This window comes from Nocardioides sp. GCM10028917, from assembly GCF_042666175.1.
GTDB lineage: Bacteria > Actinomycetota > Actinomycetes > Propionibacteriales > Nocardioidaceae > Nocardioides.
Genome location: NZ_JBHTFL010000009.1, coordinates 52,918 through 78,014, shown reverse-complemented (window position 1 = coordinate 78,014; position 25,097 = coordinate 52,918). Strand labels below are relative to the sequence as shown.

At 72.6% G+C, this 25,097-nt stretch carries 24 protein-coding genes and 1 tRNA gene; 13 read left to right on the top strand and 12 right to left on the bottom strand.

Annotated features, from left to right (window positions below; all coding sequences use genetic code 11):
- Positions 1–539: 539 nt before the first annotated feature.
- On the bottom strand, positions 540–782 hold the full coding sequence (locus ACFQW6_RS19550) for an NTP transferase domain-containing protein (RefSeq protein WP_378549431.1): 243 nt from the start codon (positions 780–782) through the stop codon (positions 540–542).
- A gap of 80 nt (positions 783–862) precedes the next feature.
- Complete coding sequence (locus tag ACFQW6_RS19545) at positions 863–1,681, bottom strand: CPBP family intramembrane glutamic endopeptidase (RefSeq protein WP_378549428.1); 819 nt, start codon at positions 1,679–1,681, stop codon at positions 863–865.
- 153 nt (positions 1,682–1,834) lie between these two features.
- Between ACFQW6_RS19545 and ACFQW6_RS19540 the strand changes: the two genes are divergently transcribed.
- Positions 1,835–3,532, top strand: coding sequence for a SulP family inorganic anion transporter (locus ACFQW6_RS19540; RefSeq protein ID WP_378549425.1), 1,698 nt, complete (start codon positions 1,835–1,837; stop codon positions 3,530–3,532).
- On the opposite strand, the gene ACFQW6_RS19535 is transcribed toward ACFQW6_RS19540, so the two are convergent.
- On the bottom strand, positions 3,533–4,885 hold the full coding sequence (locus tag ACFQW6_RS19535) for a glycosyltransferase (protein ID WP_378549422.1): 1,353 nt from the start codon (positions 4,883–4,885) through the stop codon (positions 3,533–3,535).
- Entirely contained in the window at positions 4,882–5,166 is a 285-nt protein-coding gene (locus ACFQW6_RS19530) for a hypothetical protein (RefSeq protein WP_378549419.1), read from the bottom strand. The genes ACFQW6_RS19535 and ACFQW6_RS19530 overlap by 4 nt, the downstream gene beginning before the upstream one ends.
- A 214-nt stretch (positions 5,167–5,380) precedes the next feature.
- On the opposite strand from ACFQW6_RS19530, the gene ACFQW6_RS19525 reads away from it, so the two are divergent.
- Complete coding sequence (locus ACFQW6_RS19525; protein ID WP_378549416.1) at positions 5,381–6,859, top strand: DUF4389 domain-containing protein; 1,479 nt, start codon at positions 5,381–5,383, stop codon at positions 6,857–6,859.
- A complete protein-coding gene (locus tag ACFQW6_RS19520; RefSeq protein ID WP_378549413.1) occupies positions 6,859–7,866 on the top strand; it encodes a zinc-dependent alcohol dehydrogenase in 1,008 nt (335 codons plus the stop codon). Before ACFQW6_RS19525 ends, ACFQW6_RS19520 begins: the two co-directional genes overlap by 1 nt.
- On the opposite strand, the gene ACFQW6_RS19515 is transcribed toward ACFQW6_RS19520, so the two are convergent.
- Positions 7,867–7,945 (bottom strand) — tRNA-Gln (locus tag ACFQW6_RS19515).
- A 138-nt stretch (positions 7,946–8,083) separates the two neighbouring features.
- Between ACFQW6_RS19515 and ACFQW6_RS19510 the strand changes: the two genes are divergently transcribed.
- From ACFQW6_RS19510 to ACFQW6_RS19485, 6 genes are all read left to right on the top strand, one after another.
- On the top strand, positions 8,084–9,043 hold the full coding sequence (locus ACFQW6_RS19510; protein ID WP_378549410.1) for an ABC transporter ATP-binding protein: 960 nt from the start codon (positions 8,084–8,086) through the stop codon (positions 9,041–9,043).
- Positions 9,036–9,932, top strand: a complete 897-nt coding sequence (locus tag ACFQW6_RS19505) for an ABC transporter permease (protein WP_378549407.1) — start codon at positions 9,036–9,038, stop codon at positions 9,930–9,932. The genes ACFQW6_RS19510 and ACFQW6_RS19505 overlap by 8 nt, the downstream gene beginning before the upstream one ends.
- Positions 9,929–10,840: an ABC transporter ATP-binding protein gene (locus tag ACFQW6_RS19500; protein ID WP_378549404.1), complete on the top strand. Its 912-nt coding sequence runs from the start codon at positions 9,929–9,931 to the stop codon at positions 10,838–10,840. Before ACFQW6_RS19505 ends, ACFQW6_RS19500 begins: the two co-directional genes overlap by 4 nt.
- Entirely contained in the window at positions 10,837–11,538 is a 702-nt protein-coding gene (locus ACFQW6_RS19495) for an ABC transporter permease (RefSeq protein ID WP_378549401.1), read from the top strand. Before ACFQW6_RS19500 ends, ACFQW6_RS19495 begins: the two co-directional genes overlap by 4 nt.
- A 79-nt stretch (positions 11,539–11,617) precedes the next feature.
- The gene (locus ACFQW6_RS19490; RefSeq protein ID WP_378549398.1) at positions 11,618–12,739 is read left to right on the top strand and encodes an ATP-dependent DNA ligase; all 1,122 of its coding nucleotides are present in this window, start codon (positions 11,618–11,620) and stop codon (positions 12,737–12,739) included.
- A complete protein-coding gene (locus ACFQW6_RS19485) occupies positions 12,736–13,320 on the top strand; it encodes a hypothetical protein (protein ID WP_378549396.1) in 585 nt (194 codons plus the stop codon). The genes ACFQW6_RS19490 and ACFQW6_RS19485 overlap by 4 nt, the downstream gene beginning before the upstream one ends.
- Before the next feature lie 9 nt (positions 13,321–13,329).
- Here the strand turns inward: ACFQW6_RS19485 and ACFQW6_RS19480 are convergent, their stop codons facing one another.
- On the bottom strand, positions 13,330–14,427 hold the full coding sequence (locus ACFQW6_RS19480; protein ID WP_378549393.1) for a sulfotransferase family protein: 1,098 nt from the start codon (positions 14,425–14,427) through the stop codon (positions 13,330–13,332).
- 75 nt (positions 14,428–14,502) lie between these two features.
- Here ACFQW6_RS19480 and ACFQW6_RS19475 point away from each other — a divergent pair, with 75 nt between their 5' ends.
- Both ACFQW6_RS19475 and ACFQW6_RS19470 read left to right on the top strand, forming a co-directional pair.
- Entirely contained in the window at positions 14,503–17,256 is a 2,754-nt protein-coding gene (locus ACFQW6_RS19475; RefSeq protein WP_378549389.1) for a stealth conserved region 3 domain-containing protein, read from the top strand.
- A 578-nt stretch (positions 17,257–17,834) separates the two neighbouring features.
- Positions 17,835–18,584 (top strand): DUF4185 domain-containing protein, encoded by a 750-nt coding sequence (locus ACFQW6_RS19470; RefSeq protein WP_378549386.1) that lies wholly within the window; start codon positions 17,835–17,837, stop codon positions 18,582–18,584.
- A 9-nt stretch (positions 18,585–18,593) separates the two neighbouring features.
- Here ACFQW6_RS19470 and ACFQW6_RS19465 read toward each other — a convergent pair whose 3' ends face one another.
- The gene (locus tag ACFQW6_RS19465; RefSeq protein WP_378549383.1) at positions 18,594–19,676 is read right to left on the bottom strand and encodes a DNA polymerase domain-containing protein; all 1,083 of its coding nucleotides are present in this window, start codon (positions 19,674–19,676) and stop codon (positions 18,594–18,596) included.
- Positions 19,677–19,727: 51 nt separating this feature from the next.
- On the opposite strand from ACFQW6_RS19465, the gene msrB reads away from it, so the two are divergent.
- Complete coding sequence (msrB, locus tag ACFQW6_RS19460; RefSeq protein ID WP_378549380.1) at positions 19,728–20,126, top strand: peptide-methionine (R)-S-oxide reductase MsrB; 399 nt, start codon at positions 19,728–19,730, stop codon at positions 20,124–20,126.
- On the opposite strand, the gene ACFQW6_RS19455 is transcribed toward msrB, so the two are convergent.
- From ACFQW6_RS19455 to ACFQW6_RS19435, 5 genes are all read right to left on the bottom strand, one after another.
- Positions 20,127–20,969 carry a hypothetical protein gene (locus ACFQW6_RS19455; RefSeq protein WP_378549377.1) on the bottom strand — a complete coding sequence of 281 codons (843 nt, stop codon included), beginning with the start codon at positions 20,967–20,969 and terminating at the stop codon, positions 20,127–20,129.
- Between the two features lie 38 nt (positions 20,970–21,007).
- The gene (locus ACFQW6_RS19450) at positions 21,008–21,442 is read right to left on the bottom strand and encodes a rhodanese-like domain-containing protein (protein WP_378549374.1); all 435 of its coding nucleotides are present in this window, start codon (positions 21,440–21,442) and stop codon (positions 21,008–21,010) included.
- Positions 21,439–21,975: a cysteine dioxygenase gene (locus ACFQW6_RS19445; RefSeq protein WP_378549371.1), complete on the bottom strand. Its 537-nt coding sequence runs from the start codon at positions 21,973–21,975 to the stop codon at positions 21,439–21,441. The genes ACFQW6_RS19450 and ACFQW6_RS19445 overlap by 4 nt, the downstream gene beginning before the upstream one ends.
- Before the next feature lie 85 nt (positions 21,976–22,060).
- The gene (gene hemQ, locus ACFQW6_RS19440; protein ID WP_378549368.1) at positions 22,061–22,792 is read right to left on the bottom strand and encodes a hydrogen peroxide-dependent heme synthase; all 732 of its coding nucleotides are present in this window, start codon (positions 22,790–22,792) and stop codon (positions 22,061–22,063) included.
- 4 nt (positions 22,793–22,796) lie between these two features.
- Positions 22,797–24,146, bottom strand: a complete 1,350-nt coding sequence (locus ACFQW6_RS19435; RefSeq protein ID WP_378549365.1) for a protoporphyrinogen/coproporphyrinogen oxidase — start codon at positions 24,144–24,146, stop codon at positions 22,797–22,799.
- Between the two features lie 56 nt (positions 24,147–24,202).
- Here ACFQW6_RS19435 and ACFQW6_RS19430 point away from each other — a divergent pair, with 56 nt between their 5' ends.
- Positions 24,203–25,075 carry an NYN domain-containing protein gene (locus ACFQW6_RS19430; protein ID WP_378549362.1) on the top strand — a complete coding sequence of 291 codons (873 nt, stop codon included), beginning with the start codon at positions 24,203–24,205 and terminating at the stop codon, positions 25,073–25,075.
- The last annotated feature ends 22 nt before the right edge of the window (positions 25,076–25,097 follow it).

Below are 25,097 nucleotides of genomic sequence, written 5' to 3'. Positions count from 1 at the left end.
GTACTGGAGGTCCTCGCTATTCGTCTACGCCTCGACGTTCACAACCTCTGTGGGAATTACACCTAGACGGTATGGACTGACCGCTCAGGACTCATGGGGGTTGCTGGCCGGGGCCCCGCTCACAAATGGTCGTGGGTTACGAGTAGGGCTGGCCCGCTCGGTCTATCCAAAGTTGTGGGAGGCCCCGGTGTTCGCTGGGCGTACGAGCGTTGGGCTCGACGTGCACGCACGATCTGTCGCGGCAGCGGCAATCGATGGCGTCACGGGGGAGCTGGTCCAGACGAGGCTGACCTCGTCGTATGAGCACATCCGGTCCTGGATCCATGACCTGCCGGGTCCGGTCGCGGTGACCTACGAGACCGGGCCGACCGGGTTCGGGCTGCATCGACATCTGGCTGGTGCGGGGGTCCGGTGCATCGTCGTGGCCCCGTCGAAGTTTGCAGAAGTCCTTGGGGGATCGGGTGAAGACCGACGCCAAGGACGCGGTCCATCTGGTCCAGTTGTTGCGACTCGACGAGGTCACCGCGGTCGCGATCCCCTCAGCGGACCAGGAGGCCGCCCGCGACCTGGTTCGTGCGCGGGAGGACTGTCGCGGCGATCTGATGCGGGCCGGCACCGGTGCCGACCACCGCGACGACGCTGGTCGGCTCCACGGCCTGCACGGCGTGGAGCACGTGGCCGATCATGGAGCGCCCGCCGATCGGGTGCAGCACCTTCATGGTCTTCGACTTCATGCGGGTGTCGCCGCCGGCAGCGAGGACGATGACGGTGAGGTTGTCCATGGCCGCAGTGTGTCACCGCGCCGGCGCACCCTGTCTGTCGGCGTCGTCGAGGAGCACCTCCGTGGCGCCGCTGCCGCGAGTCAGCATCGCGCGCGCCGGTCGAGCAGCACGACGAGGGCGGCGACCGCGACGAACAGGTACATGTCCCACGGCTGCGCGTCCGGCCAGGCCGGGCCGTTCATCTGGGCGTGGAACAGGACCGCGACCAGGAGGCTGCCCCCGGCGGCGTTGAACATAGCGGTGAGGATAACGCTGATCGCGACGACGCCGAGGAAGAACGGGCCGAAGGCCCAGGCGCTCTGCTTGGTCCCGGACATGAGGAAGGCGGGCGTGTGCCAGACGGCCGCAACCACCCCGCCGACGAGCGCCGCCCACAGCGGGGCGAGCCGCCGCTGCAGCAGCGGCAGGGCCACGCCCCGCCAGCCGAGCTCCTCGACCGGGCCGATGAGCAGGGCCGGCAGCAGCGCCGGCAGGACGCCGTAGGAGGGGTCGAAGGGGAACCCGTCGTCCAGCGTCCCGTTGACGGCGGCGCCGGCGTAGAACACCGCCGGCATGCCGAGGACGAGCACCAGCCACCACGTGCGCGACATCCGCCGCAGCGTCAGACGGGCGAGGAACCGGCGTACGCCCTGCACGCCGTGGTGGTGGGCGACCAGCGCGAGGCCGACGATGCCGGGCCCCCAGACCACGAGGATGAAGATCGGGTTGGTGTAGCCCATCGGCCCGAAGACGGCCTCGACCTGGTCGATGAACACGACCATGAGGACCTCGAGCGACCACGAGAAGGCGAACGTGGCGAGGAAGAAGGTCCGCACCGTGCGGAGCGACATCCGGTCGCTGCCGCGGGCGGCCGGTGCGCTCGTGGGGTGTCGTGAGGGGTGTCGTGAGGTGGTGGACATGACGGCTACTTCTCCGAGGCCTGCCTCCATCGTCGCTCCCGGCCGAACGGCGCCAGCCGGTGACGAAGGTCCCGTCCGGCGGAGTATTCCCGGGGCCGTCGGGCCCTAGCCGTACGCCACCGGTTCGCGGTCGACTGGCGCGAGGAGGGCGTGATGACCGACAGCACGAGCCGGCCGCGACGTGGTCGGGGGCCGATGGTGCGCCCGGGCACCCTGCGGCCACCGGAGGGACGAGCGTTGCGGCGCGACGTCGTGGCCGGCATCACGGTCGCCGCCTACCTGGTGCCCCAGGTGCTGGCGTACGCCGGACTGGCGCGGGTACCGCCGGCCGCGGGCCTGTGGGCCGCGTTCGTGGCGCTGGCGGTCTACTTCCTCCTCGGGTCGTCGCCCCAGCTGTCCGTGGGCCCGGAGTCAACGACCGCCCTGATGACCGGCGCCGCCCTGGCGGCCGTCACGGTGCCGGGCGAGTCCTCCCAGGACACCGCCGCGCTGCTCGCGCTCGCGGTCGGCGCCGTGTGCCTGCTCGCGTGGGCCGGCGGGCTCGGCTTCCTCGCCGACCTGCTCTCCAAGCCGGTGCTTGTGGGCTACATGGCCGGGATCGCCGGCCTGATGATCCTGTCGCAGGTGGGCCGTGCGACGGCGGCCGACATCCCGGACGGCGACCCCCTGGCCGAGACCTGGTGGCTGGTGCAGCACCCGTCGGCGATCCACGGACCGACCCTCGCGGTCTGCCTCGGCACGCTCGCCGTGCTGCTGCTGGGAGCCCGGCTGTGGCCCACCGGACCGGTGCCCCTGGTCGGGATGCTCCTCGCGGCCCTCGTGGTCAGCCTCGCCGGGCTGCCCGACGACGGCGTGGGGGTCGTCGGGACGCTGCCGTTCGCGCTGCCGAGCCTCGGCCTGCCGTCCGTCGCGTCGCTCGGGTCGTGGGCGCTGCTGACCACGGCGCTTGCCATCGCCGTGGTCGGCTTCACCGACAACGTGCTGACGGCTCGCGCGTTCGCCGCGCGGCACGGCGACCGGGTCGACGCCCGGCGCGAGCTGCTCGCCCTGGGCACCGCCAACCTCGCGGCCGGCGTGGTGCACGGCTTCCCGGTGAGCAGCTCCGGCAGCCGTACGGCGATCGTCGACGCCGTGGGCGGCAGGTCCCGCTGGGCCGGGCTGTCCACGCTGGGTGCCGCGCTCGTGCTGGTCGTCGCGCTGCGCCCCGTGCTCGCGCGCTTCCCCGACGCGGCACTGGCCGCGGTGGTCGTCTACGCCGGGCTGCGCCTCATCGACGTCGGGGAGTTCGCCCGGGTCGCCCGCTACCGGCGGGCCGAGCTGCTGATCGCGCTCGCCACGACCGTCGGCGTGCTCGTCCTCGGTGTGCTCGAGGGAGTGCTGGTGGCCGTCAGCCTGTCGCTCGTCGACGTGCTCCGCCGGGTGGCGCGCCCCCACGACGCGGTCGAGGGACTCGTCCCCGACGTCGCGGGCATGCACGACGTCGACGACTACGGCGACGCCGCACCCGTGCCCGGCCTGCTCGTCTACCGCTACGACGCGCCACTGTTCTTCGCGAACGCCGAGAACTTCCTCTCCCGCGTGCGCGAGTCGGTGGCGGCGTACGACCCCGAGTGGGTGCTGCTGAACTTCGAGGCGATGGGCGAGGTCGACCTCACCGGCGCCGACGCCCTCGAGACGCTGCGCGCCGAGCTCGCGGCGGAGGGCGTCGTGCTGGCGCTGGCCCGGCTCAAGCAGGACCCGCGCACCGTCCTGCAGCCCAGCGGGGTCCTGGAGCGGATCGGGGACGAGCACATCTTCCCCACCCTGCCGACCGCGCTCGAGGCGTTCCGCGCGGCCACCGGCCGGGAGTGATCACGCCTCGGCCACCAGCTGCGCGAAGAGCTCGGCGTACTGGATGAGGTGCCGGTCGGCGAGGTAGTGGTCACGGACGCGCAGGTGAGCGGCCCGGCCCATCTGCCCGCGCCGGTCGGCATCCTCCAGCAGGGCTGACAGGGCAGCCACCAGCGCGGCGCCGTCGCGCGGGTCGTCGAGGAGGACGCCGCTCACGCCGTCCTCCACCTGGTCGCGGATGCCGCCCACCGCCGAGGCCACCACCGGCCTGCCCTTCCACATCGGCTCGGTGACGGTGAGCCCGAAACCCTCGGCGAGGCTCTTCTGGACCACGACGGTCGACCAGCGCTGCAGCGCGTTGACGACCCGCGCGTTGTCGTCGAGGTCGTCCATCGGCACGCACACGAGGTGGCTCCGGTCACGCACCCGTGCGGGGAGCGAGCGCCACTGCTCCCGGCACTCCGCGAGCACCTCGGCAGCCTCGGGGTCGTCGGCGACGCCGTCGGTCGCCGGTCCGGCCAGCACCAGGTGCACGTCGGGCGGCAGTGCGTCGAGGTGCTCGGAGAAGGCGTCGAGGACCCCCGCCATGTCCTTGAGCCTGTCCCAGCGGCTGACCTGCAGCACGACCGGCCGGTCCGTGGGCAGCGGTGCTCCGTCGACCACCAGTCCCTCCCGGTGCACGAGGGCCTCGACCTGCCCCATGCTGAGCTCCGCGTTCTTGGGGCTGAACGGGTCGAGGGACGGCGGGATCACCCGCAGCCACCGCCGGTCGACCCAGTCGGGGGCGAACGACGCCCGGGAGAAGATGCAGGCCTGCGCGGGCTCGACCAGCTCGCGCAGGAATCCCCACGCCTCGCGGGTCCACTCGTTGTGCTCGTCCAGGCCGACGTGGCAGCGCCACACCACGAGGGCGCCTCGCTCGCGCAGGGCACGCGCGAGCCCGGCCGTCTGCGGGTCGTGGAGGAGGACCACGTCCCCGGGCTGCACCCGGTCGAGCACCTCCCCGCGCTGCTGCGCCAGCGTGGCGTCGTACGTCGCCCGCGCGGCGGCGTCGAGCCTTCCGGCGTCACCGGGGACGCCGTGCAACCTGTTGTGGATCCGCTTCGTGACGGCGAAGAACTCGGGGTCACCGCCCACCACCAGCCAACGGATGTCGACGCCGGTGCCGGCCGCGTACGCCACGAGCGTGTGCAGCATCTCCGCGACGCCGCCCCCACGCGCGGTCGAGTTGACGTTCCACACGACGCGCCCCTCGAGCAGCCCCCGCGCAGCAGCGACGTACGACTCGAGCCGCTCGATGCGCTCGGGCGTGAGGAGGGGTTCGAGCCGCTGCAGCGGCACCGGCTCGACGCTGACCTCCGCGACGCGGGTCACAGGTAGTGGCGTGGGCGGGGCAGCGCGATCGGGGCGCCCACGCGGACCGGGACGCCGGGTGCGGTGCGCCGAGCCACCTCGAGCGCCTCGTCCATGCACCTGATCACCCGCGCTCGGGCAGCGTGGTCGCGCGGCGGCACGGCCGCCTCGACCAGCTCGAGCGGGCGGTCGGACTCGAGCGCACGGTGCGCGGCCTCCCGCACCAGGTCGTCGAGCTCAGGGACGTCCTCGACCACCACCCGGACGCAGTCGAGCTGGCGTGGGGCTGGCGCACTGGGCATCACGGGGGGCTCCTCGGGGTCCTGGGGTCCTGGCGGTCCGAGTCTCACTCCTTCGCCCGGCACCCGACAGGGCCGTAGGTCCCGGGCAGGTGCCCGGAACAGGTGCCGTTCGGCCCTCCCCGCATCCTCTCCGCGGCGCGACGATCGAAGGGAGGAAGCGGCTCCCCGCCCTCGTCGCGCAGTGGCCCGGGAGACGCCGGAGGAAGGACTCGCCATGACCACCTCGACCGCTCCCGCGACCTACCCTGTGCACGTCGACGCCGACCTCGACCCCGGCCTGAGCCGGGGGTTGTGGTTGGTGAAATGGCTGCTCGCCATCCCCCACTACGTGGTGCTCGCCTTCTTGTGGCTGGGCTTCGTCGTGCTCAGCGTGGTGGCGTTCTTCGCGATCCTGTTCACGCGCCGCTACCCCCGCGCGATCTTCGACTTCAACGTCGGCGTGATGCGCTGGAGCTGGCGCGTCTCCTACTACTCCTGCACGCTCGGCACCGATCGCTACCCGCCGTTCACGCTCGCGGAGGTGCCCGACTACCCCGCTCACCTGTCCGTCGACTACCCCGAGCGGCTCTCGCGCGGACTGGTGCTGGTGAAGTGGTGGCTGCTGGCCATCCCCCACTTCCTGATCATCGCCCTGTTCGCCGGCGGAGAGGCGTACGGCGTCGGCGGCGCGGGCGAGGAGACCTGGATCAGCATCAGCCTGCTCGGCGTGCTCGTCCTGGTCGCCGGGGTCGTGCTGCTGTTCACCGGCCGCTACCCACAGCAGGTCTTCGACCTCGTCCTGGGGCTCAACCGCTGGGTGCTGCGCGTGGCCGGCTACGTCTCGCTGATGACCGACCAGTACCAGCCCTTCCGCCTCGACATGGGCGGCCACGAACCCCACGCCGCAGTCCTCCCGCCGGTCACCCCGGCAGCCGGGACCAGGCCGTCCACCCAGCCCACCCCGCCTGCCCCGGGCCTGCCCGAGTACGCGCCCCCCGGCGCACCCGGTGCCCCCGGTGCCCCCGGTGCCCCCGGCGGCCGCAGCGGCTGGACGGCCGGCCGCGTCGTCGCTGCGGTGATCGGCTGCCTCCTGGTGCTCATGGGCCTCGCGTTCGCGGGGGCCGCCGGCACCCTGGCCCTGATCAGCGCCACCGAACGTGACGACGGCTTCCTGATGACCCCCACGACGGCACTCGACAGCGACACGTTCGCCATCACGTCCGAGGACGCGAAGATCGACACCGAGGGAGCGCCCTCCTGGGTGCCATCGGCATGGCTCGGCGAGGTCCGGATCCACGCCCGGGCCGACGCCGGTGAGCCGCTCTTCGTCGGCGTCGCCGCGACGTCCGACGTCGAGGGCTACCTCGGCGACGTCTCCCGCGACACCCTGAGCGAGGTCCGGGCCGGCATCGCCGTCCTGGAGGCCACCGACGGGGGTGCGCCCGCGACCGGTCCCACCGACCAGACGTTCTGGGTGGCGCAGGCGACCGGAACCGACGCCACGCTGACCTGGGACCTCCAGGGCGGCGACTGGACCGTCGTGCTGATGCGCGAGGACGGCACCAGCGGCGTCTCGGCCGACGTCTCCACCGGGGCCGAGCTCCCGGTCGTCGACGCCGTGATCGCGGTCCTCTTCGTCCTGGGCGGCCTGGCCCTGCTGGCCGGCGCCCTGCTCATCGCCGTACCCGTCCGCAACGCAACAAGGAGAGAATGATGAAGGCAGCCGTCGTCCCCACGCTCGGAGCTCCGCTGGAGATCCGCGACGTCCCGGTCCCTGAGCCCGGTCCCGGCCAGGTGCTGGTGAAGATCGAGACCTGCGGGTTGTGCCACACCGACATCCACGCCGCTCGCGGCGAGTGGCCGGTCAAGCCCAAGGACCAGCTCATCCCGGGCCACGAAGGTGTCGGCGTCGTCGAGGCCCTGGGCGACGGCGACCTCCCCGTCACGATCGGGCAGCGCGTCGCCCTCCCCTGGCTGGCTCACGCCTGCGGCCACTGCCGCTACTGCGTCGCCGGCTGGGAGACCTACTGCACCAGCCCCGCCTACATGGGCTACACCATGGACGGCGGCTACGCCGAGTACGCCGTCGCCTACGCCAGCCACGTCGTGGCCGTGCCCGACGCGGTGACCTCGCGCGACGCCGCGCCGCTGACCTGCGCCGGCGTGACGACGTACAAGGGTCTCAAGGTCGCTGCGCCGCAGCCGGGGGAGACCGCGATGGTCGTCGGCATCGGCGGGCTCGGCCACCTGGGCCTGCAGTACGCGCGCGTCTTCGGCTCGCGCACGGTCGCGGTCGACGTGCATGACGAGAAGCTGCAGCTGGCCAAGGACCTCGGCGCCGACCACGTCGTCGACGCCCGCGGCGACCAGCAGGCCGAGCTCGAGGCGATCGGCGGCGTCGACGTCGCCCTCGTGACGGTGCCCTCGCCGGCCGCGATGCGCGCCGCGCACGCCGCCCTCAACCCCAACGGCCGCCTGGTGCTCGTCGGCCTCCCGGCCGACAACCGGCTCGAGCTCCCGGTCTTCGAGACCGTGCTCAAGGGCATCTCGGTGATCGGCTCGCTCGTCGGCACCCGCAACGACCTGGCCGAGTGCTTCGACCTCCACGCCCGCGGCCTGACCAGGGTCGTGACGGAGAGCCGTCGCCTCGACGACGTAAACGCCTGCTTCGAGGAGGTGCTCGCCGGCGAGGTGCCCGCCCGCCTGGTCTTCGAGATGTAGCTCCCCGGGTAGGAGTCGAACCTACGTCGCTAGTCCTGATTCAAAGTCAGGCGGGCCCTGCCGGCAGACCAACCGGGGATAGGCGCCCAAGCCTAGGGCCCGCCTCGGGCGGGGCTGCCAATGCCCGGCAGACCGACCGGGACCTTCACGACTCCTCCACACGGATCCGGGCGATCCCTGATGCCGGGCGGCGGCCACCACCGCTAGCGTGGCGGTCGTGACGGGGGAACTCATGGGGCACCCGCCGGTCATCTCGACCGCCGGCCTCACCAAGCACTACGGGTCGGTCCACGCGCTGACCGACCTCACGGTCGACGTCGGCGAGGGCGTGACGGGGCTGGTCGGCGCCAACGGCGCCGGCAAGTCGACGCTCATCAAGATCCTGCTCGGGCTGCTCGAGCCCACGGGCGGGCACGCACGCGTGCTCGGCCACGACATCGAGCAGGAGAGCCAGGAGATCCGGCGGCTCGTCGGCTACATGCCCGAGCACGACTGCCTGCCACCCGACGTCAGCGCCAGCGACTTCGTCGTCCACATGGCGCGCATGTCGGGCCTGGGCGCGTCGGCGGCCCGCGAGCGCTCCGCCGACGTGCTGCGCCACGTCGGTCTCGACGAGGAGCGCTACCGGCCGATGGGCGGCTACTCCACCGGCATGAAGCAGCGCGCCAAGCTCGCCCAGGCGCTCGCCCACGACCCGCGGCTGGTCTTCCTCGACGAGCCGACCAACGGCCTCGACCCGGCCGCCCGCACCGACATGCTGCGGCTCGTGCAGCGCATCGGCAGCGACTTCGGGATCGCCGTGCTCGTCACCTCCCACCTGCTCGGCGAGCTCGAGCAGGTCAGCGACCACGTCATCGTCCTCGACGGCGGCCACCTGCTGCGCAGCAGTGCGACCGGCGACTTCCTGAAGCGGACCGGCAACCTCCTCGTCGAGGTGGTCGGGACCGAGACCGAGCGCGACCGGCTCGGCGAGGCGCTCGCCCAGCGCGGGCTCACGTGCCGCCCGCGCGGCTCGATGGTCGCGATCGACCCGCCGCCGCCCGAGCTCGCCGAGGGCGCGGCCGTCCACGACCTGATCCGCGACGTCGCCGCCGACCTCGGCCTGGGCCTGATGCGCCTCCAACCCGACCGGCACCACCTCGAGGACGTCTTCCTCGAAGGAGGCACCCGTGTCTGAGCTCTCCCCGGACGCCGCTCGCCCCGGCGTCATCCACGACCTCGGCTACCGCCACTTCGACGGCGTGCGTGAGGGCACCCCGGCGATCGCCCGCACCCTGTTCGTCACCGGCCTGCGCCACGCCTACGGCTTGGGCCGGTCGGGCAAGTCCAAGGTGATGCCGTTCGTCCTGCTCGCCATGTCGCTGCTGCCGGCCACGATCGTCGTCGGCGTCGTGGTGCTCACCGGCCTCGGCGAGCTCCCGGTGTCGTACGCCGACTACACCAACCAGACCCAGCTGCTCGTGAGCCTCTTCGCGGCCTCGCAGGCGCCGGTGCTGTTCTCCCGCGACCTGCGCCACCGCTCGATCGTGCTCTACCTCGCCCGCCCGCTGGCGGCACCGGTCTTCGCGCTCGTCCGGTGGCTGTCCCTGACGCTCTCGATCTTCCTCTTCACCGCCATCCCGACCGTGGTGCTCTTCGCGGGCGCGATGCTGTCGGGGCTCGACAAGAGCGACCAGACGACCTCCGTGCTCAAGGCGGTCGCGCTGCAGGTCCTCCTCGCCATGATGGTCGCCGGCGTCAGCGGGTTGATCTCGTCGCTGTCCCTCCGGCGCGGCTTCGCCGTCGTCGGCTCGGTCATGGCGCTCATCGTCCTGACCGGCATCGTGACCGTGATGCAGAACATCGCCTACTACGAGGGCGACAGCGAGTCGGTCTCGGTCGGCGTCGGCCTGCTCTCACCGTGGTCGCTCTACACCGGCCTCGCCAACGCCTGGGACGCCGGTGTCGACACCCCGGTGCCGGTCGACGGCGCGTGGGTGCCGGCGTACGTCATCGTGGCGGTGCTGCTGGCCGCCGCCTGCCTGCTCGGCCTGGTCGCCCGCTTCCGGAAGGTGGGTTCGCGATGAGCACCCTCGTCCTCGACTCCGCGTCGCGCTGGTTCGGCAACGTGGTCGCGGTCAACGACGTCTCGCTGTCCATCGGCCCCGGTGTCACCGGCCTGCTCGGCCCCAACGGCGCGGGCAAGACCACGCTGATGGCGATGATGTCGGGCTTCCTCGCCCCGTCCGCCGGCCACGTGACGCTCGACGGCCAGCCGGTCTGGCGCAACACCGAGACCTACCGCCAGATCGGCCTCGTGCCCGAGCGCGAGCTGAGCTTCGGCTACCTCACCGGTCGCCAGTTCGTCCGCGCCAACGCCGACCTGCACCGGCTGCGCGACGCGGCCGCCGCCACCGAGCGGATCCTCGAGGTGGTCGACATGGTCGAGCCTGCGGGCCGGCGCCTCGACACCTACTCCAAGGGCATGCGGCAGCGCATCAAGATCGCGGCGGCGCTGGTCCACGACCCGACCGTCCTGCTGCTCGACGAGCCGTTCAACGGCGTCGACCCACGCCAGCGGATGCACCTGATGGACCTGCTGAGACGACTCGGCGACGAGGGACGCACGGTGCTCTTCAGCTCCCACATCCTCGAGGAGGTCGAGCGGCTCGCCCGCCACATCGAGGTCGTGGTCTCCGGCCGGCACGCCGCCTCCGGCGACTTCGGCGCGATCCGCCGCCTGATGACCGACCGGCCGGTGCGGTACGCCGTCCAGTCGAGCGACAACCGCAGCCTCGCCTCCGTGCTGATGGCGCAGGAGTCGGTGCGCGCGGTCAGCCTGCGCGGCGACCAGCTCGACGTCCAGGTCGATGACCTCGGCAGCTTCGCGGTGGACCTCCCCCGGCTGGCCCGGCAGCACGACGTGACCCTGTTCGAGCTCTCCCCCAGCGACGAGTCGCTGGAGAGCGTCTTCGCCTACCTGGTGGCCCGATGATCAACACGACCATTGCCAAGCTCGCCCTGCAGGCACTGCTGGGCCGACGCCGCTTCTTCCTGCTCCTCGCCTTCCCGGTGCTCCTCATCGGCCTGGTCGCGCTGGTCACGGTGCTGGTCGACGGCGACGCGGCCTACGAGGTGCTGCCCAGCCTCGGCTACCCGCTCGTGCTCCCGCTCGTCGCGATCCTCGCGGCCTCCTCGGTCCTCGGTCCCGAGGTCGACGACGGCTCGATCGTCTACCTGCTCTCCAAGCCGGTGAACCGCTACGGCATCGCGATCAGCAAGTGGCTGGTGGCGCTCGGCGCCACGCTGATCGCCGGGGCGCTGCCGATCCTCGTCGCCGCTCTGATCGCCGGCGACAGCACCCGGGCGACCGCGTTGTTCGTCGGCGCCGTCGTCGCGGGGACGGCGTACTCCGCGCTCTTCCTCGCGATCTCCGCGATCACCCGGCACGCGGTCATCGCCTCGCTGATGTTCGTGCTGATCTGGGAGAGCCTGCTCGGCAACCTCTTCAGCGGCATCGCGTGGCTGAGCATCGGCCAGTGGGGCCTGCGCATCGGCCACGAGATCTCCACCGCCCTGCCCGACCCCGCCAACCTCGGCTACGCCATCATCGCCAGCCTCGTCGTGACGGTCGTCGGGACGTGGTTCGCCGGCGACCGGCTGCGCTCGTTCTCGCTGCGCGGGGAGGACTGAGCGACCCGAGGACCCGCGCCGCGGACCGGACGAGGTGAGGCGACCCGGTTCCGGCACGTCGTCCCACTAGGCTCGCGGTGTGGACCTTCCCGTGATGCCGCCGGTGCAGCCGATGCTCGCCAAGAGCGTGAGCGGCGTGCCCGACCCGGCGAAGCACGGCGGCCTGAGCTTCGAGCCCAAGTGGGACGGCTTCCGCTGCCTGGTCTTCAAGGACGGCGACGAGGTCGAGCTCGCCAGCCGCAACACCAAGCCGCTGACGCGCTACTTCCCCGAGGTCGTCGACGCCGTACGCCGCCAGCTGCCCGAGCGCGTCGTGCTCGACGGCGAGATCTTCGTCGGCCTGCAGGGCCCGGACGGGTGGCGGCTCGAGTTCGAGGCCCTCCAGGAGCGGATCCACCCCGCCGCGAGCCGGGTCGACAAGCTCGCGGTCGAGACGCCCGCCGGCTTCGTCGCCTTCGACCTCCTGGCGCTCGGCGACGAGTCCTTCATCGACCGCCCGCTCGCCGAGCGCCGCGCCGCGCTCGTCGAGGCGCTCGGCCACCTCGACGGGAGCGGCCCGTGCTTCCTCACCCGCACCACCGAGGACCCCGCCGAGGCGGAGCGGTGGTTCGAGGAGTTCGAGGGCGCCGGGCTCGACGGCGTCGTCGCCAAGCCGCTCGGGTCGCCGTACGAGCCCAACAAGCGCACCATGCTCAAGATCAAGCACGAGCGCACGGCCGACGTCGTCCTCGCCGGCTACCGCGAGCACAAGACGTCCACGCCCGAGGAGCCGCTGATCGGCTCGCTGCTGCTCGGGCTGTACGACGACGACGGCGAGCTGCAGCACATCGGCGTCTCGGCCAGCTTCACCGCCACGCGCCGCGCCGAGCTCTGGCACGAGCTGCAGCCGCTGGTCTGCGACATCGCCGACCACCCGTGGGGACGGTGGAACGAGTTCCTCACCGCCAACCCCGACCGCGTCCCCGGCACCCAGAGCCGGTGGAGCGCCGGCAAGGACCTCGGGTTCACCGCCCTGCGCCCCGAGCGGGTGCTGGAGGTGAAGTACGACCACATGGAGGGCCGCCGGTTCCGGCACACCGCCCACTTCAAGAGGTGGCGCCCCGACCGCGAGCCGGAGAGCTGCGGCTACGCCCAGCTCGACGAGCCGGCGGGCTACGACCTCACTAGAATTCTCAGTACCGAACCCGGAGGCGAGTCATGACCGACCACACCGACATCCCCGACGACTCGATCCACGACGGGCAGGGCACCTACGACGTGGTGCTCCTCGTCGAGCAGGCCCTCACGCCCGCCGACGCGAAGCAGGTGCGCTCGCTTCACAGCGAGATCGAGGACCCTGTCGTCTACCACGTCCTGCTCCCGCTGGAGGACGCCGCGGCCCGCATCGAGGCCTCGCTCGGCACGCTCGGCGCCGGCGACCTGATGGCCGCACCGGCGTTGGCGATGAACGACGTCGACATCGAGGCGCTGCGCCGCGAGTGCGAGGAGCACTCCTCCTCCGACCTCCAGCAGACCCTCATCGCGCTGCGCGACGCCGGCGGCACGGCTCACGGCAAGGTCACGTCCGAGCCGCCGGTCGACGCGCTGGCCGCGCTCGTCACCTCGGTCGACGCCCGCGAGGCCATCATCCTGACCCGCTCCCACGTGGTGGCGGAGTTCTTCCACGTCGACTGGACCTCGCGCGCCCGCCGCAAGCTCGGCGTCCCGGTCCTCCACCTGATCGAGCACGAGAACTTCGACGAGCAGGCGTCCGGCTCCGGCGAGGGCGTCACCGGCGTCTGAGCCTCGCGCTCAGCGGCGCGTGACGCGGCGTACGACGGCGCGGCGGAGGATCGCTGCCGCCTCCCGGCCGCCGACGGCGGGCTGGGGCGCACGCCGGGCCTTCTCGAGGTCGCGGCGCAGCTGCTGCACGGTCGCCCGCTGGGCGTCGCGCGCCTGGCGCCCGGCGAGCGTGGACTCGGCCTTGGTGTGGTCGAAGGTCAGCGCGACGGCGTCGGCGTAGCGCGTGCGGTAGTCCTCGTGGACGTCGTCGAGCCGCGCGAGCGTGTCGACGTCGTGCGGCGTCGTGGTGAGCACGCCGAGCAGCTGCCAGACCTCCTCCGCCATCTCACGCAGCCAGTCGGGCGTGCGCACGTCGTCCCAGGTGAGCTGCGACTTGCGCATCGAGGGCTCGATGAAGTCGTCGACCGGGTGGTGGTCCCGGTGCTCCGGAGAGGCCGAGAGATCGGCGTTGACGTCGAGCTCGAGCTGCTGCTGCACCGGCGCGAGCGCCGTGCGCCAGTCGGCCAGCAGGTCGACGTACCTCACGAACGCGCGCTTCGACCCACGTCCGGCCTGCTCGGTGAGGAGGGCGGCATGCACCCAGCCGGCGACGTTGGACGTCTCCTTGGTGAGCCGGAGCTCCTCGGACTGGCTGGACAGGTAGGCGATGTCGCGGGAGCCGACGACCTCGGCGGGGTGGCGCAGCGCGGTCAGCCAGCGCAGGTCGGCGCCCAGCTCGGCGCTGACGACCTCCCACACCTGGGCGAACCAGAACGCGTGCGGGTCCTTGACGACGATCTGGTCGCCGTCGTGGTCGTGCTCGGCCAGCTGGCCGGAGAGCCACTCGTGGAGCTCGCCGGTCGGGACGCCGGTCTCGACGTGGCGCGCGACGATGTCGACGGCGGCCGGGCGGCTGTCGATGTTGAAGAGCGCGAGCTCCTTGAGGTGGCGCTTGTGGAAGTCGATGACCCACTGCGGCTCGTAGAAGCCGCGCGGGTTGGTCTCCGACGCCTCGACCTCGGGCTGCGGCACGTGGAGGCCGAGCCGCTTCAGGGTGCCGGCGAGGGAGCTCGTGCCGCTGCGGCCGGAGCCGGACACCAGGACGAGCGGGGTGGAGGACGTCGGCATGCGGGTCACCCTATCGGCCGGTGTTGCTCCCCCTAGGATCGTGGCGACCCGCTCCCGGACAGGACTGAGGACCACGTGGCACTGACCGACAGGCTCGGCGGGAAGGTGCGCTCCGCGATGCGCCGGGCGCGCCGCGACGGGCCCCTCGACGTCGTCTACGTCCTCTTCAACGCCGACGGGATGGGCGGCACCGCGCGCTCCGGGATCGAGCAGGCCAACGCCCTCCTCGGCCTCGGCGAGGGCCACCGCGTCCGGATCCTCAGCGTCACGCGCAGCGGCGACGCGACCCACTACCCGCTGGCCGACGGCCTCGAGGTCACCTACCTCGTCGACGTGCGCGCCGAGCGTCCCGTCCCGGTCTCCGGCGACCACCCGGCCGAGCTCGCCGAGCGTGAGTCCACGATCGTGCCGCGCAGCTGGGACGCCCACTACAACGCCCTCACCGACGCCACCATGCGCGAGGCGCTCGGCAGCATCGACGCCGACGTCCTCGTCACCACGACGCCGGAGCTGCTGGCCGCGGTCGCGCAGCTCGCGCCCGTCGACGTCGCGCTGGTGCACCAGGAGCACCGGGCCTCCTCGAGCCGGGTCAACGACCTCGGCGCGCTGCTGCAGTTCGCCCCGCGGGCCGACGTCGTCGTCTCGCTGACCGAGTCGATGTCGCGCTGGCTGGCCGGACGCCTCGGCGGCGCCGCTCCCGAGCTCCAGGTGATCCCCAACCCGCTGCCCTCGCACCCGCAGCCACGCTCCCCGCTCGACCAGCAGACGTTCGTCACGGCCGGCCGGCTCGCTCCGGAGAAGCAGTTCGAGCACGTCGTCGACGCCTTCTGGCGCATCCACGAGCAGCTGCCGGGCTGGACGCTGACGATCTGGGGCGACGGGCCCCGCGCCGACAACCTGGCTGCGCAGGTGCGCAAGCTCGGGCTCGAGGACCGCGTCCACCTCCCCGGCTCGACCGACGACCTCGCCGCCGAGTGGGCGCGCGCGAGCGTCGCGGTCCTCGCCTCCCGCGCCGAGGGCTACCCGCTCGTCCTGCAGGAGGCGATGTCGGCCGGCGTGCCCCCGGTGTCGTACGACTGCCCGTCGGGCCCGCGCGAGATGATCACCCACGACGTCGACGGGCTCCTCGTGCCGCCGGCGTCGAAGGCGGCCCTCGCCGCCGCGATGCTCCGGATCGCCACCGACGACGACCTGCGCAGCCGTCTCGGCGTCGCCGCGCTGGAGCGCTCGCACCGCTGGGACGGCGAGGTGCTGGCCCGGCAGTGGGTCGAGACCTTCCGCACCGCCGTCGCCCGCCGCGCCGACCCGCTCGCCCCGCGTCGGGTGCTGCACGGTCTCCGCCCCGGGCCGCTCGGCGACCTGCCCGAGACCACCGGAGCGGCGGGCGTCACCCCCGCCCAGGCGCGTACGACGTCCCTGCGGGCGCTGACGTCCGCGGCCGCCTCGACCGGGGAGGGGTGGTTCGTGGTGCCGGCGCGCGGGCTCGACCCGCACCCGGTGGTCGTCGTCCCGTCGTCGCGCCGCGGGGCCTTCCTGTCGGCGCTGGCCACCGGGTCGGTGCCTGACTGGCTGTCCGTGCGCGACCCGGCGGAGCGCGGCTGGCCCGAGCGCCGCGGCACCGTCGCGGCGATGACCGATGAGCTCGCCCGGACCCGCACGGCGACGCTCTTCCTCGAGCCGTGGCCGATGCGCGGTGGGCACGACGGCGTGCTCGGCGAGGGCGTCGAGGTCGGCGTGCAGTTCTGGGAGGAGTCGCCCGACGGCGACCTGCTCGCGCCCGGCCCCAACCGCTACGGCGACCGGGTGCCCGCCGGCACGCCCCGCACCCCCACCACGGTCGAGGACGTCGAGGTGCCGACCCTCGAGGTGATGGCGCTGCCGACCGTCGACGACTGCAGCTTCGACGTCGACGTCGTCTACACCTGGGTCGACGGCGACGACCAGGCCTGGCTCGCCGCCCGCGACGAGCGGATCCGGGAGCTCGGCGGCACCCCGAGTGCGCGCGCCGGCGGCGCCTCGCGCTACCGCAGCCGCGACGAGCTGCGCTACTCGATGCGCAGCATCCACCTCTTCGCGCCGTGGGTGCGACGGATCCACCTCGTCACCGCCGGCCAGGTGCCGTCGTGGCTCGACACCACGAACGACCGCGTGCGGGTCGTCGACCACCGGGAGATCCTGCCGGAGGCGGCTCTGCCGACCTTCAGCTCGCACGCCATCGAGACCCGCCTGCACGCCGTTCCCGACCTCGCCGAGCACTTCGTCTACGTCAACGACGACGTCTTCCTGGGCCGGCCGCGACGTCCGGAGCACTTCTTCAGCCCCGGTGGGCAGTACGCCGCCTTCGTCGCCGACCATCGCGCCGTCGGTCTCCCCGGCACCGACGACCGGCCCTACCTGACCGCGGCCCAGAACAACCGCCGCGTCCTCGCCGACGCGTTCGGGGTGATGCCGACGCACACGATGATGCACAGCCCGCACCCTCAGCGGCGTACGACGCTGGAGGAGATCGCTGCCCGCTTCCCGGCCGAGGTCGAGCGCACCACGCACGCGCCGTTCCGCTCCGAGACCGACCTGTCGATGCTGTCGTCGTTCGCGCAGGCCTACGGCCTGATCACCGGCCAGGCCTTCCGCGCCGGCGCCCACCACGGCTACGTCGACCTCGGCCACCAGCAGCTGCCCGCGCAGCTGCGGCAGATGCTCCGACGCGACCGCGACTTCTTCTGCATCGCCGACAACCTCCTCGCCGCCCTCGACGAGGACCGCGCCGACGGCCTTCTCCATGACTTCCTCGAGCAGTACTTCCCCCTCCCCGCCCCCTGGGAGAAGTAGCCAGCGCGCCGTTGGTCGAGGAAGGCGCCCCGGCGCCTGTCACGAGACCCGGTCGCTCCTCCGGCAGGTGCCTGAGCCACCGTCCGCGGGCGTCCATCGCGTCCCTGGTGGAGGTGCTGCCCTCGTGCGACGATGCTCGACGTGGTGCTTGGCCGAGTGCGCCTGCTGGCAGTCGCGCTGCTGCTGTGTGCCGGCTGCACGGACGGGGCGACGGGCGAGAAGAGCTCGTCCTCGCACTCACCCACCTCCTCGACCTCTCCGGCAACGCCCTCGGCGAGGTCGGCGCAGCTCGAGCCCTCGTGTCCGTCGGCGCCGTCGAGTCCCGTCGCCGTCGAGTCCGCGAAGGCGGCGAACGAGCTCCTCGCGGCGCAGGACCTCCCCGCGTGGGAGGCCGCAGACATCGGTGCCAGCACGTTGCTGAGCGACGGAAGGGTCGTGTGGGTCTTCGGGGACACGGTCCGGTCGGGCATGACACCGGGACTGGTGGCGAACTCCATGCTCGTCTCAGGGGGCACTGCGCCTCGCAGCTGCTCACCCCGGAGAAGGGACCGGTCATCCCGGATGTCTCGAAGACCGTCGTGCACTGGCCCATGTCGGCGGTGTCCTGGGCTGACGGGACCCGCGAGCGGCTGGTGGTGCTCTGCTCCCGCACCCTTCGCGGCGGCTCGGGCGACCCGCTCGACTTCACGTTCCTCGGCACCTCGGCGGCTCTCTTCGACGTTCCAGCAGACGGGGTGCCGCGGTTGATCCGCGTCAGCACGGTCACCGAGGACGATCCGGACCTGCACCAGGTCAACTGGGGCGCTGCCAGCTTCACCGACGACCGCTGGATGTACGTCTACGGCACGCGTCTGACCGGTGAGGAGTACGTCTTCGGACGAGAGCTGTACGCCGCGAGGGTCCCGCTCACGACCCCGACGAAGCGGTCCACGTGGCGCTTCTGGGACGGATCAGCGTGGCAGCCGGACCCGGCTCGGGCCACCGCCGTGATGGGAGCCGAGGGTGGCGTGTCGCAGACCCTGTCCGTGGACGGCCTCGACGACGGGCGGTACCTGGCGGTCTCCAAGCGGGACGGCGACCTCGGCGAGTTCATCTACTCGTGGCTGGCGCCGTCTCCTTTCGGACCGTGGACGCCTCACAAAGGGGTCCCGGCTCCCAACGACCTCGACGCCGGCCTGCTCAAGTACGCGCCGCTCGCGCACCCGCAGATCCCGCTCGGAACCGGCAAGCTGCTGGTGGGTGTGTCCCGCAACACCACCGACTTCCGCCGGCTCGTCGAGGATCCCGAGCTCGGAGTGGTCGAGTTCGTCGAGGTCGCTCTCCCGTGAGGTCCTGCGTCAGTCAGCGACCCGGTTGCCGTCGGCGTCCCAGTGCGACTCGACCTTCTTCGACGGCTGCACGCGAGGGGGCTCGCCGGGCATCTTGGGGTGGTCGGGCGGGAAGTTGAGCTCGACCGGGTGCTTCTCCCACAGGGCGAGCGGGACCTCGAGGCTGCCTTGCACGTCGTCGATCGTGGCCCACGGGTCGCCGTCGGACGCCAGTCGCTCGGGCACGGTGAACAGGTTGAAGTCCGCGGGCGAGGTGAGGCCGGCGAGCTCGTCCCACGACACCGGCGTCGAGACCGGGGCTCCGGCGATCGGACGCAGGGAGTACGCCGACGCGATCGTCCGGTCGCGGGTGTTCTGGTTGAAGTCGACGAAGATCCGCTCCCCGCGCTCCTCCTTCCACCAGGCGGTGGTCACCCCGTCGTCGCGCTTCTCGAGCTCGCGACCGATTGCGATCGCGGCGTGCCGGACGGCCGCGAAGTCCCACTCGGGCCGGATCCGGACGTAGACGTGGATGCCACGGTTGCCCGACGTCTTCACGAAGGGCACGAGGCCCATCTCCTCCAGCAGCTCGCGGGCGACCTCGGCGACCCGCACCGCGTCCGCGAACGTCGTACCCGGTTGCGGGTCGAGGTCGATCCGCAGCTCGTCGGGGTGGTCAACGTCGTGGCGGCGCACCGGCCAGGGATGGAAGGTCAGCGTGCCCATGTGGGCGCACCAGACCGGCACCGCGATCTCGGTCGGGCAGATCTCGTCGGCCGTCCGACCGGACGGGAAGGTGATGGTCGCGGTCTCGAGGTAGTCGGGCGCCCCCTTGGGCACCCGCTTCTGGTAGAACGCGTCCGCGTTGCGGTCCTGCGGGCCGGTCGCGAGCTTCATCCCGGGACGGACGCCGGACGTCCACCGCTCGAGCGCCGTCGGCCGGTCGCGCAACGCGCGCATCAAGCCGTCCTCGACGCTCGCGAAGTACTCCGCGACCATCAGCTTGGTGACCGCGGCGGTCGTGTCGGTTGCCTCGTAGATCACCCGCTCCGGCGAGGAGATCCTGACCTCGCGCTCCCCCGCCCGGACGTACGCCTCCGACGCCTTCGCCATGCCCCGACCCTAGCCGCCGGGCGGGCTGGAGCGCCTCCGTAAACTGGAGGCATGGCCTACGACGTGCAGAAGACCGACGAGCAGTGGCGCGAGCAGCTCAACCCCGAGGAGTACGCCGTCCTCCGTCAGGCCGGCACGGAGCGCGCGTTCACCGGCGAGTACACCGACACCGAGACCGAGGGCACCTACTCGTGCAAGGCCTGCGGGTCGGAGCTGTTCACCAGCGACACCAAGTTCCACTCCGGCTGCGGCTGGCCGAGCTTCTACCAGCCGATGACCGACACCGTCGAGTACATCGAGGACACCTCGCACGGCATGAAGCGCGTGGAGGTCCGGTGCGCGACCTGTGGCTCGCACCTCGGCCACGTCTTCCCCGACGGCTTCGGCACGCCGACCGGCGACCGCTACTGCATCAACTCGATCAGCATCACGCTCAACGAGAAGAAGTAGTCACCCCACGGGGACCAGCGCCGAGCTGATCCGCACCAGCCCGTCGCCGTACGTCGCGTCGGCCCACTCCTGGATCGACCCGTCGTCGAACACGACCTGCGCGTCGAGCGAGTCGGGCGACGTCGAGCCGCTGGTCAGCAGCTGGTCACCGAGCGCGGCCTGCAGCTCCTGGTTGACCTCGTTGAGGTCGGCGTCGGTGCGCTCGACGGTGGTCACGCAGAGCATCCCGCCCCACGTCGTGCGCAGCTCGGCCTCGGCGCCCTCGGCGTCCTCGGTGACAGCGACGTTGATCGTGTTGCCCGTGAGCCACGCGGAGGCGTACGTCGGCAGGGCGGAGGCCGCGGCCAGCGTCGCGTCCAGGTCCTCGGGGGTCGCCTTCGCGGTGTCGGTCGTGGTCGGGTCGTCGCAGGCGGCGGCGAGCGGCTCCTGCTCGGGCTCGGCCATGGTGTCGTAGAGGGCGGCGGGGATCGCGTCGGTGACGGTGAAGGTGGATCCGTCGAAGGTGCCGGTCAGCGCGTAGGAACCCCACCGCACGCCGGAGGCCTCCTCGGAGCCGACGTCGCCCCAGTCGAAGTCGGCGAGCGCGGGGCCGCCGCACTGGGGCGGGTAGGACTCCGCCACGGCGCCCAGGCACATCTCCGGGCCGTCGCCGTCGTCGATCACCATCACCAGGCCGCTCGTGCGCACCTCACCGTCGGGCACGGGCCGCGGCGCCTCTCCCGACGACGCATCGACGGCGGTGCCCGATCCGGAGGCAGGGTCGACGGCCCTCATCTCGGCCTCGGTGGAGCAGGCGGTGGCGCCCAGGACGGTCAGCACGGCAGCAGCGGCGAGGATCCTCATGATGCTCCGACGCTACTGCTGCTGGGGCCGTTCCGGGGTCAGCCGTCGCCGCGGCACGCCACGGGCAGGTGCGCCTCGCGCCACGCCTTGAAGCCGCCCACCACGTCGGTGGCGTCGAGGCCGAGGCTGCGCAGCGCGTCGGCGGCCAGGCTGGAGGTGTAGCCCTCCTGGCAGAGCACCAGGATGCGGGTGTCGTACGACGCCTCCTCCAGGCGCGCGTCCGACCGGGGGTCGAACCGCCACTCGAGGACGTTGCGCTCGACCACCAGCGGACCCACCGCGGGGTGCACCTCTCCCTCTGCTGCCCGCTGTGCCGTCGGGCGGATGTCGACGAGCACCGCACCGCCGAGCGCCTCCTGGTAGGCGGTCTCGACGTCGACCCGGTCCAGCCGGCCGCGGGCGTCGGCGAGCAGGGAGTCGATGCCGTCGTACCGGAGGGCGGGTGCTGCCGGCGCGCTCGACACGGTGCTCACCAGGACTCGCCGCGCTGCTCGACGCTGGTCACCTGCAGCCGTCCGCGGACCAGCTCGTAGCGCGTCATGGCAGCGAGACCCGGGGCGTAGGCGTGCAGCGAGACGGCGGTCTCGGTGCCGTGGTTGACGACGTCGTGGATGTGGCTGCCGTCGAACTCGCGCACCGACGACGCCCCGAGGGTCCCGGCCGTGGCGACACCGGTCCAGACGTACTCGGTGAGCGACCCGGTGAGGACGACGAAGGAGCCGCTCGCCGAGCCGTGGTCGTGCCAGCCGGTGCTCGACCCGGCGGGCCAGGTGATCAGCCAGATGTCGGCACCGGCGCCGGTCCCGACGCGGGCCCACGTGCGCTCGGGGACCGTCAGGTCGACGTGCGCGAGCGGGTCGTGGGTCGCGAGGTGCTCGGCCAGTGCGGTGCGGGCGGCCTGCCGTCGGTCGGCCGTGCTGCTCGACACGCGACGCGGCAAGCGGACGGCGGGGGCAGGTGAGGCGGGGTGGGGCGTGGGGTGGGAGGTGGGGAAGGTGGCGGTCATGGATCCTCCTGAGAACAATGTTGAGTGATTTACTCTACATTGCAGAGGCCGCCACCGCAGCGACGTCCACCCCCGGCGCGTCCCGTCAGGGCAGGCGGTCGAGCAGCTCCTTCGGCGTGACCCGGGCGCCGGTGTAGAACGGCACCTCCTCGCGCACGTGGCGACGGGCGTCTGACGCGCGCAGGTCCCGCATCAGGTCGACGATCCGGTGCAGCTCGTCGGCCTCGAAGGCCAGCATCCACTCGTAGTCGCCGAGGGCGAACGAGGCGACGGTGTTGGCGCGCACGTCGGCGTAGCCGCGGGCCTGCTGGCCGTGCTGGGCGAGCATCCGGCGGCGCTCACCGTCGTCGAGGAGGTACCACTCGTAGGACCGCACGAACGGGTAGACGCAGACGTGGGCGCGGGGCTCCTCGTCGGCGAGGAACGCCGGGATGTGCGACTTGTTGAACTCCGCCGGGCGGTGCAGCGCCATCTGCGACCACACCGGGTCGAGGCGGCGACCGAAGGCCGTGCGCCGGAAGGCGTTGTAGGCGCCCTGCAGCTGCTGGGAATCGGCGGCGTGCCACCACACCATGACGTCCGCATCGGCGCGCAGGCCGCTCACGTCGTAGATGCCGCGCACGACCACGTCCTGCTCGGCCAGCACCTCGAGGAGCGCCTCGACGTCGGTCGCCTCGGCAGCGCGGTCGGCCTCCTCGCCCAGGACGTCGCGGAGCCGGAACACCGACCACATCGTGTAGCGGATGGTGTCGTTGAGCTCCCGCGTGCGGGCTGCGTTGGTCTGCGTCTCGGCAGAGGACGGGGTCGACTCGCTCATGCCGTCATTCTGCCCGTGCGACCGAGGCCACGGCCTGCCGGGCCGAGCCGATCACCGCGGGGATGCCGACGCCGTCGTACGCCGCCCCGCAGACCTCGAGCCCCGGCTGTCCGCCGACGGCGGCGCGGATCCGCGCGACCCGGTCGAGGTGGCCGACGGCGTACTGCGGCAGGGCGCCGCCCCACCGCTGGACGTGCGTGTCGACGGGCCGGGTGGTGATGCCCGCCATCGCGGCGAGGTCGGCGAGCGACACCCGGACCAGCCCCTCGTCAGCGGCCTGGAGGGTGGCCTCCTCGCGATGACGTCCGAGGGAGGTGCGGAGCACGACGACGTCGGGGTCCAGGTCGCGCACCCATGCCCACTTGGCGAAGGAGAAGGTCGAGGCCTTGATGGTGCGTCGCTCGACGGGCGGCACGAGGAACCCGGACCGGTCGAACAGGGCGTCGGGGACGTCCTGGGCCCGGAAGGCCAGCGTGACGACGGCGACGCTGGCGGCCTCGACGGCGGAGAGCTCCGCCGCGGCGCCCGGGAGCACGCCGCCGAGGAGGCGGGCGGTGGCCGCCGCGGGGGTGGCGAGCACGACGACGTCCGCCTCGATCGTCTCGGCGCTCGTGGTCGGGCCGACGGTCAGCGCCCAGCCCGACGGCGTACGCCGCAGCGCGCGGGCGGTCGCGGAGGTGCGCACCTCGAAGCCACCGCCGTCGGCGACCAGGGCGGGCAGGCGGCCCATCCCGCCGGGCAGGGCGGCGAAGACCGGGGCGACCGAGGCCGGCACACCGGAGGCCTGCTCGAGCAGGCTGCCGCGGCGGGCCATGGCCAGCAGCTGGGGCACGGCCGCGGCGGCCGAGATGCGGCGGGCGTGGCCGGCGTACACGCCTCCGAGCAGCGGCTCGACGAGGCGGTCGACGAGCTCGTCCCCGAGCCGCGCCGCGACCAGGTCGCCGACCGAGACGTCGTCGTCGACGGGGGTGGCGGCCTCGGCGCTCGCGCGGGCCAGGCCCTCGGGGCTGAGCACGCCGCTCGCGGCGAGCTGGTCGAGGTCGAAGGGAACGCCCATGAGCGAGCGCGGCATCGTGCGCAGGGACCCGCGCGACCACACCCCCGACGTCGCGGGCGTCGGGTGGACCACCTCGGCGCCGAGCTCCGCGGCGAGCGCCAGCCCCTCGGGGCGGCGGGCGAGCATCGCCTCGGCGCCGACGTCGACGGTCAGGCCGGCGACCTCGGCGCTGCGGAGCTTGCCGCCGACCTGGGGCGAGCCCTCGAGCAGCAGGACGCCGCGGCCGGTGGCGGCGATGCCGCGAGCCGCGACCAGACCGGCGATCCCGCCACCCACGACCACCGCGTCCCGCCTCACGCCACCACCCTGCCAGAGGAGGTGGCGACCCTCGGGACGCGCCCTAGGCTGCACGCATGGAGTCCCACGGAGCCGCCGACCGGATCGCGGTGATGATCGACGCGGACAACACGCGCCCGGCCTACGCCGACGAGGTGCTGGGCGAGGTCGCGAAGTACGGCGACCCGACCATCCGGCGCGTCTACGGCGACTGGACCAACCCGCACCTCACCCAGTGGGCGCGCAAGCTCAACCGCCTCGGCCTGCGCGCGATGCACCAGAACGCCTACACCTCCGGCAAGAACTCCACCGACCTCGCGCTCGTGATCGACGCGATGGACCTGCTGTACGACGGCAACGTCGAGGCGTTCGCGCTGGTCACCAGCGACAGCGACTTCACCAGCCTCGCCCACCGGCTGCGCGAGTCGGGCAAGAAGGTCTACGTGCTCGGGGAGAACAAGGCGCCGGAGTCGCTGCGCAACGCCTGCGACAAGTTCATCGACCTCGCGGTGGTCGCCGACCGGCCCGGCGACGGCGAGGACACCGACGACGACACCGACGACGCCAGCGGGACGGACGCTCCCTCCATCAACCTGCAGAGCGCGCTCACCCGCGCGGTCAACGCGGTCTCCGACGACGAGGGCTGGGCGCTCCTCCCCGCCCTGGGCAACCAGCTGGTCCGCACCCACCCGTCCTTCGACGCGCGCAACTTCGCCGGCCCGGGCGCGCGGCTGAGCACCCTCATCACCGCCCAGCCCTACCTGGAGACGACCGGCAACGGCAACGCGCTGCGGGTGCGGCTCAAGGGTCACAAGCCGGCCGGCCGGCGGCTGCCCGACAAGAAGGCGCCCGACAAGAGCGTGCCCGACAAGGAGGCGCCCCAGGCGGCGCCGCCGAAGGTCACCACCACCAAGCGCACGGCGAAGCGCGCGGCGAGCAAGAAGGCCTGACGCGCACGGTTCCATCGCGGAT

What these genes read in the sequence shown, in the direction of transcription:
- ACFQW6_RS19550 (WP_378549431.1), bottom strand. Translation starts at nt 782, where the DNA reads ATGGACAACCTCACCGTCATCGTCCTCGCTGCCGGCGGCGACACCCGC.
- ACFQW6_RS19545 (WP_378549428.1), bottom strand. Translation starts at nt 1,681, where the DNA reads ATGTCCACCACCTCACGACACCCCTCACGACACCCCACGAGCGCACCG.
- ACFQW6_RS19540 (WP_378549425.1), top strand. Translation starts at nt 1,835, where the DNA reads ATGACCGACAGCACGAGCCGGCCGCGACGTGGTCGGGGGCCGATGGTG.
- ACFQW6_RS19530 (WP_378549419.1), bottom strand. Translation starts at nt 5,166, where the DNA reads ATGCCCAGTGCGCCAGCCCCACGCCAGCTCGACTGCGTCCGGGTGGTG.
- ACFQW6_RS19525 (WP_378549416.1), top strand. Translation starts at nt 5,381, where the DNA reads ATGACCACCTCGACCGCTCCCGCGACCTACCCTGTGCACGTCGACGCC.
- ACFQW6_RS19520 (WP_378549413.1), top strand. Translation starts at nt 6,859, where the DNA reads ATGAAGGCAGCCGTCGTCCCCACGCTCGGAGCTCCGCTGGAGATCCGC.
- ACFQW6_RS19500 (WP_378549404.1), top strand. Translation starts at nt 9,929, where the DNA reads ATGAGCACCCTCGTCCTCGACTCCGCGTCGCGCTGGTTCGGCAACGTG.
- ACFQW6_RS19495 (WP_378549401.1), top strand. Translation starts at nt 10,837, where the DNA reads ATGATCAACACGACCATTGCCAAGCTCGCCCTGCAGGCACTGCTGGGC.
- ACFQW6_RS19485 (WP_378549396.1), top strand. Translation starts at nt 12,736, where the DNA reads ATGACCGACCACACCGACATCCCCGACGACTCGATCCACGACGGGCAG.
- ACFQW6_RS19480 (WP_378549393.1), bottom strand. Translation starts at nt 14,427, where the DNA reads ATGCCGACGTCCTCCACCCCGCTCGTCCTGGTGTCCGGCTCCGGCCGC.
- ACFQW6_RS19465 (WP_378549383.1), bottom strand. Translation starts at nt 19,676, where the DNA reads ATGGCGAAGGCGTCGGAGGCGTACGTCCGGGCGGGGGAGCGCGAGGTC.
- msrB (WP_378549380.1), top strand. Translation starts at nt 19,728, where the DNA reads ATGGCCTACGACGTGCAGAAGACCGACGAGCAGTGGCGCGAGCAGCTC.
- ACFQW6_RS19455 (WP_378549377.1), bottom strand. Translation starts at nt 20,969, where the DNA reads ATGAGGATCCTCGCCGCTGCTGCCGTGCTGACCGTCCTGGGCGCCACC.
- ACFQW6_RS19445 (WP_378549371.1), bottom strand. Translation starts at nt 21,975, where the DNA reads ATGACCGCCACCTTCCCCACCTCCCACCCCACGCCCCACCCCGCCTCA.
- hemQ (WP_378549368.1), bottom strand. Translation starts at nt 22,792, where the DNA reads ATGAGCGAGTCGACCCCGTCCTCTGCCGAGACGCAGACCAACGCAGCC.
- ACFQW6_RS19430 (WP_378549362.1), top strand. Translation starts at nt 24,203, where the DNA reads ATGGAGTCCCACGGAGCCGCCGACCGGATCGCGGTGATGATCGACGCG.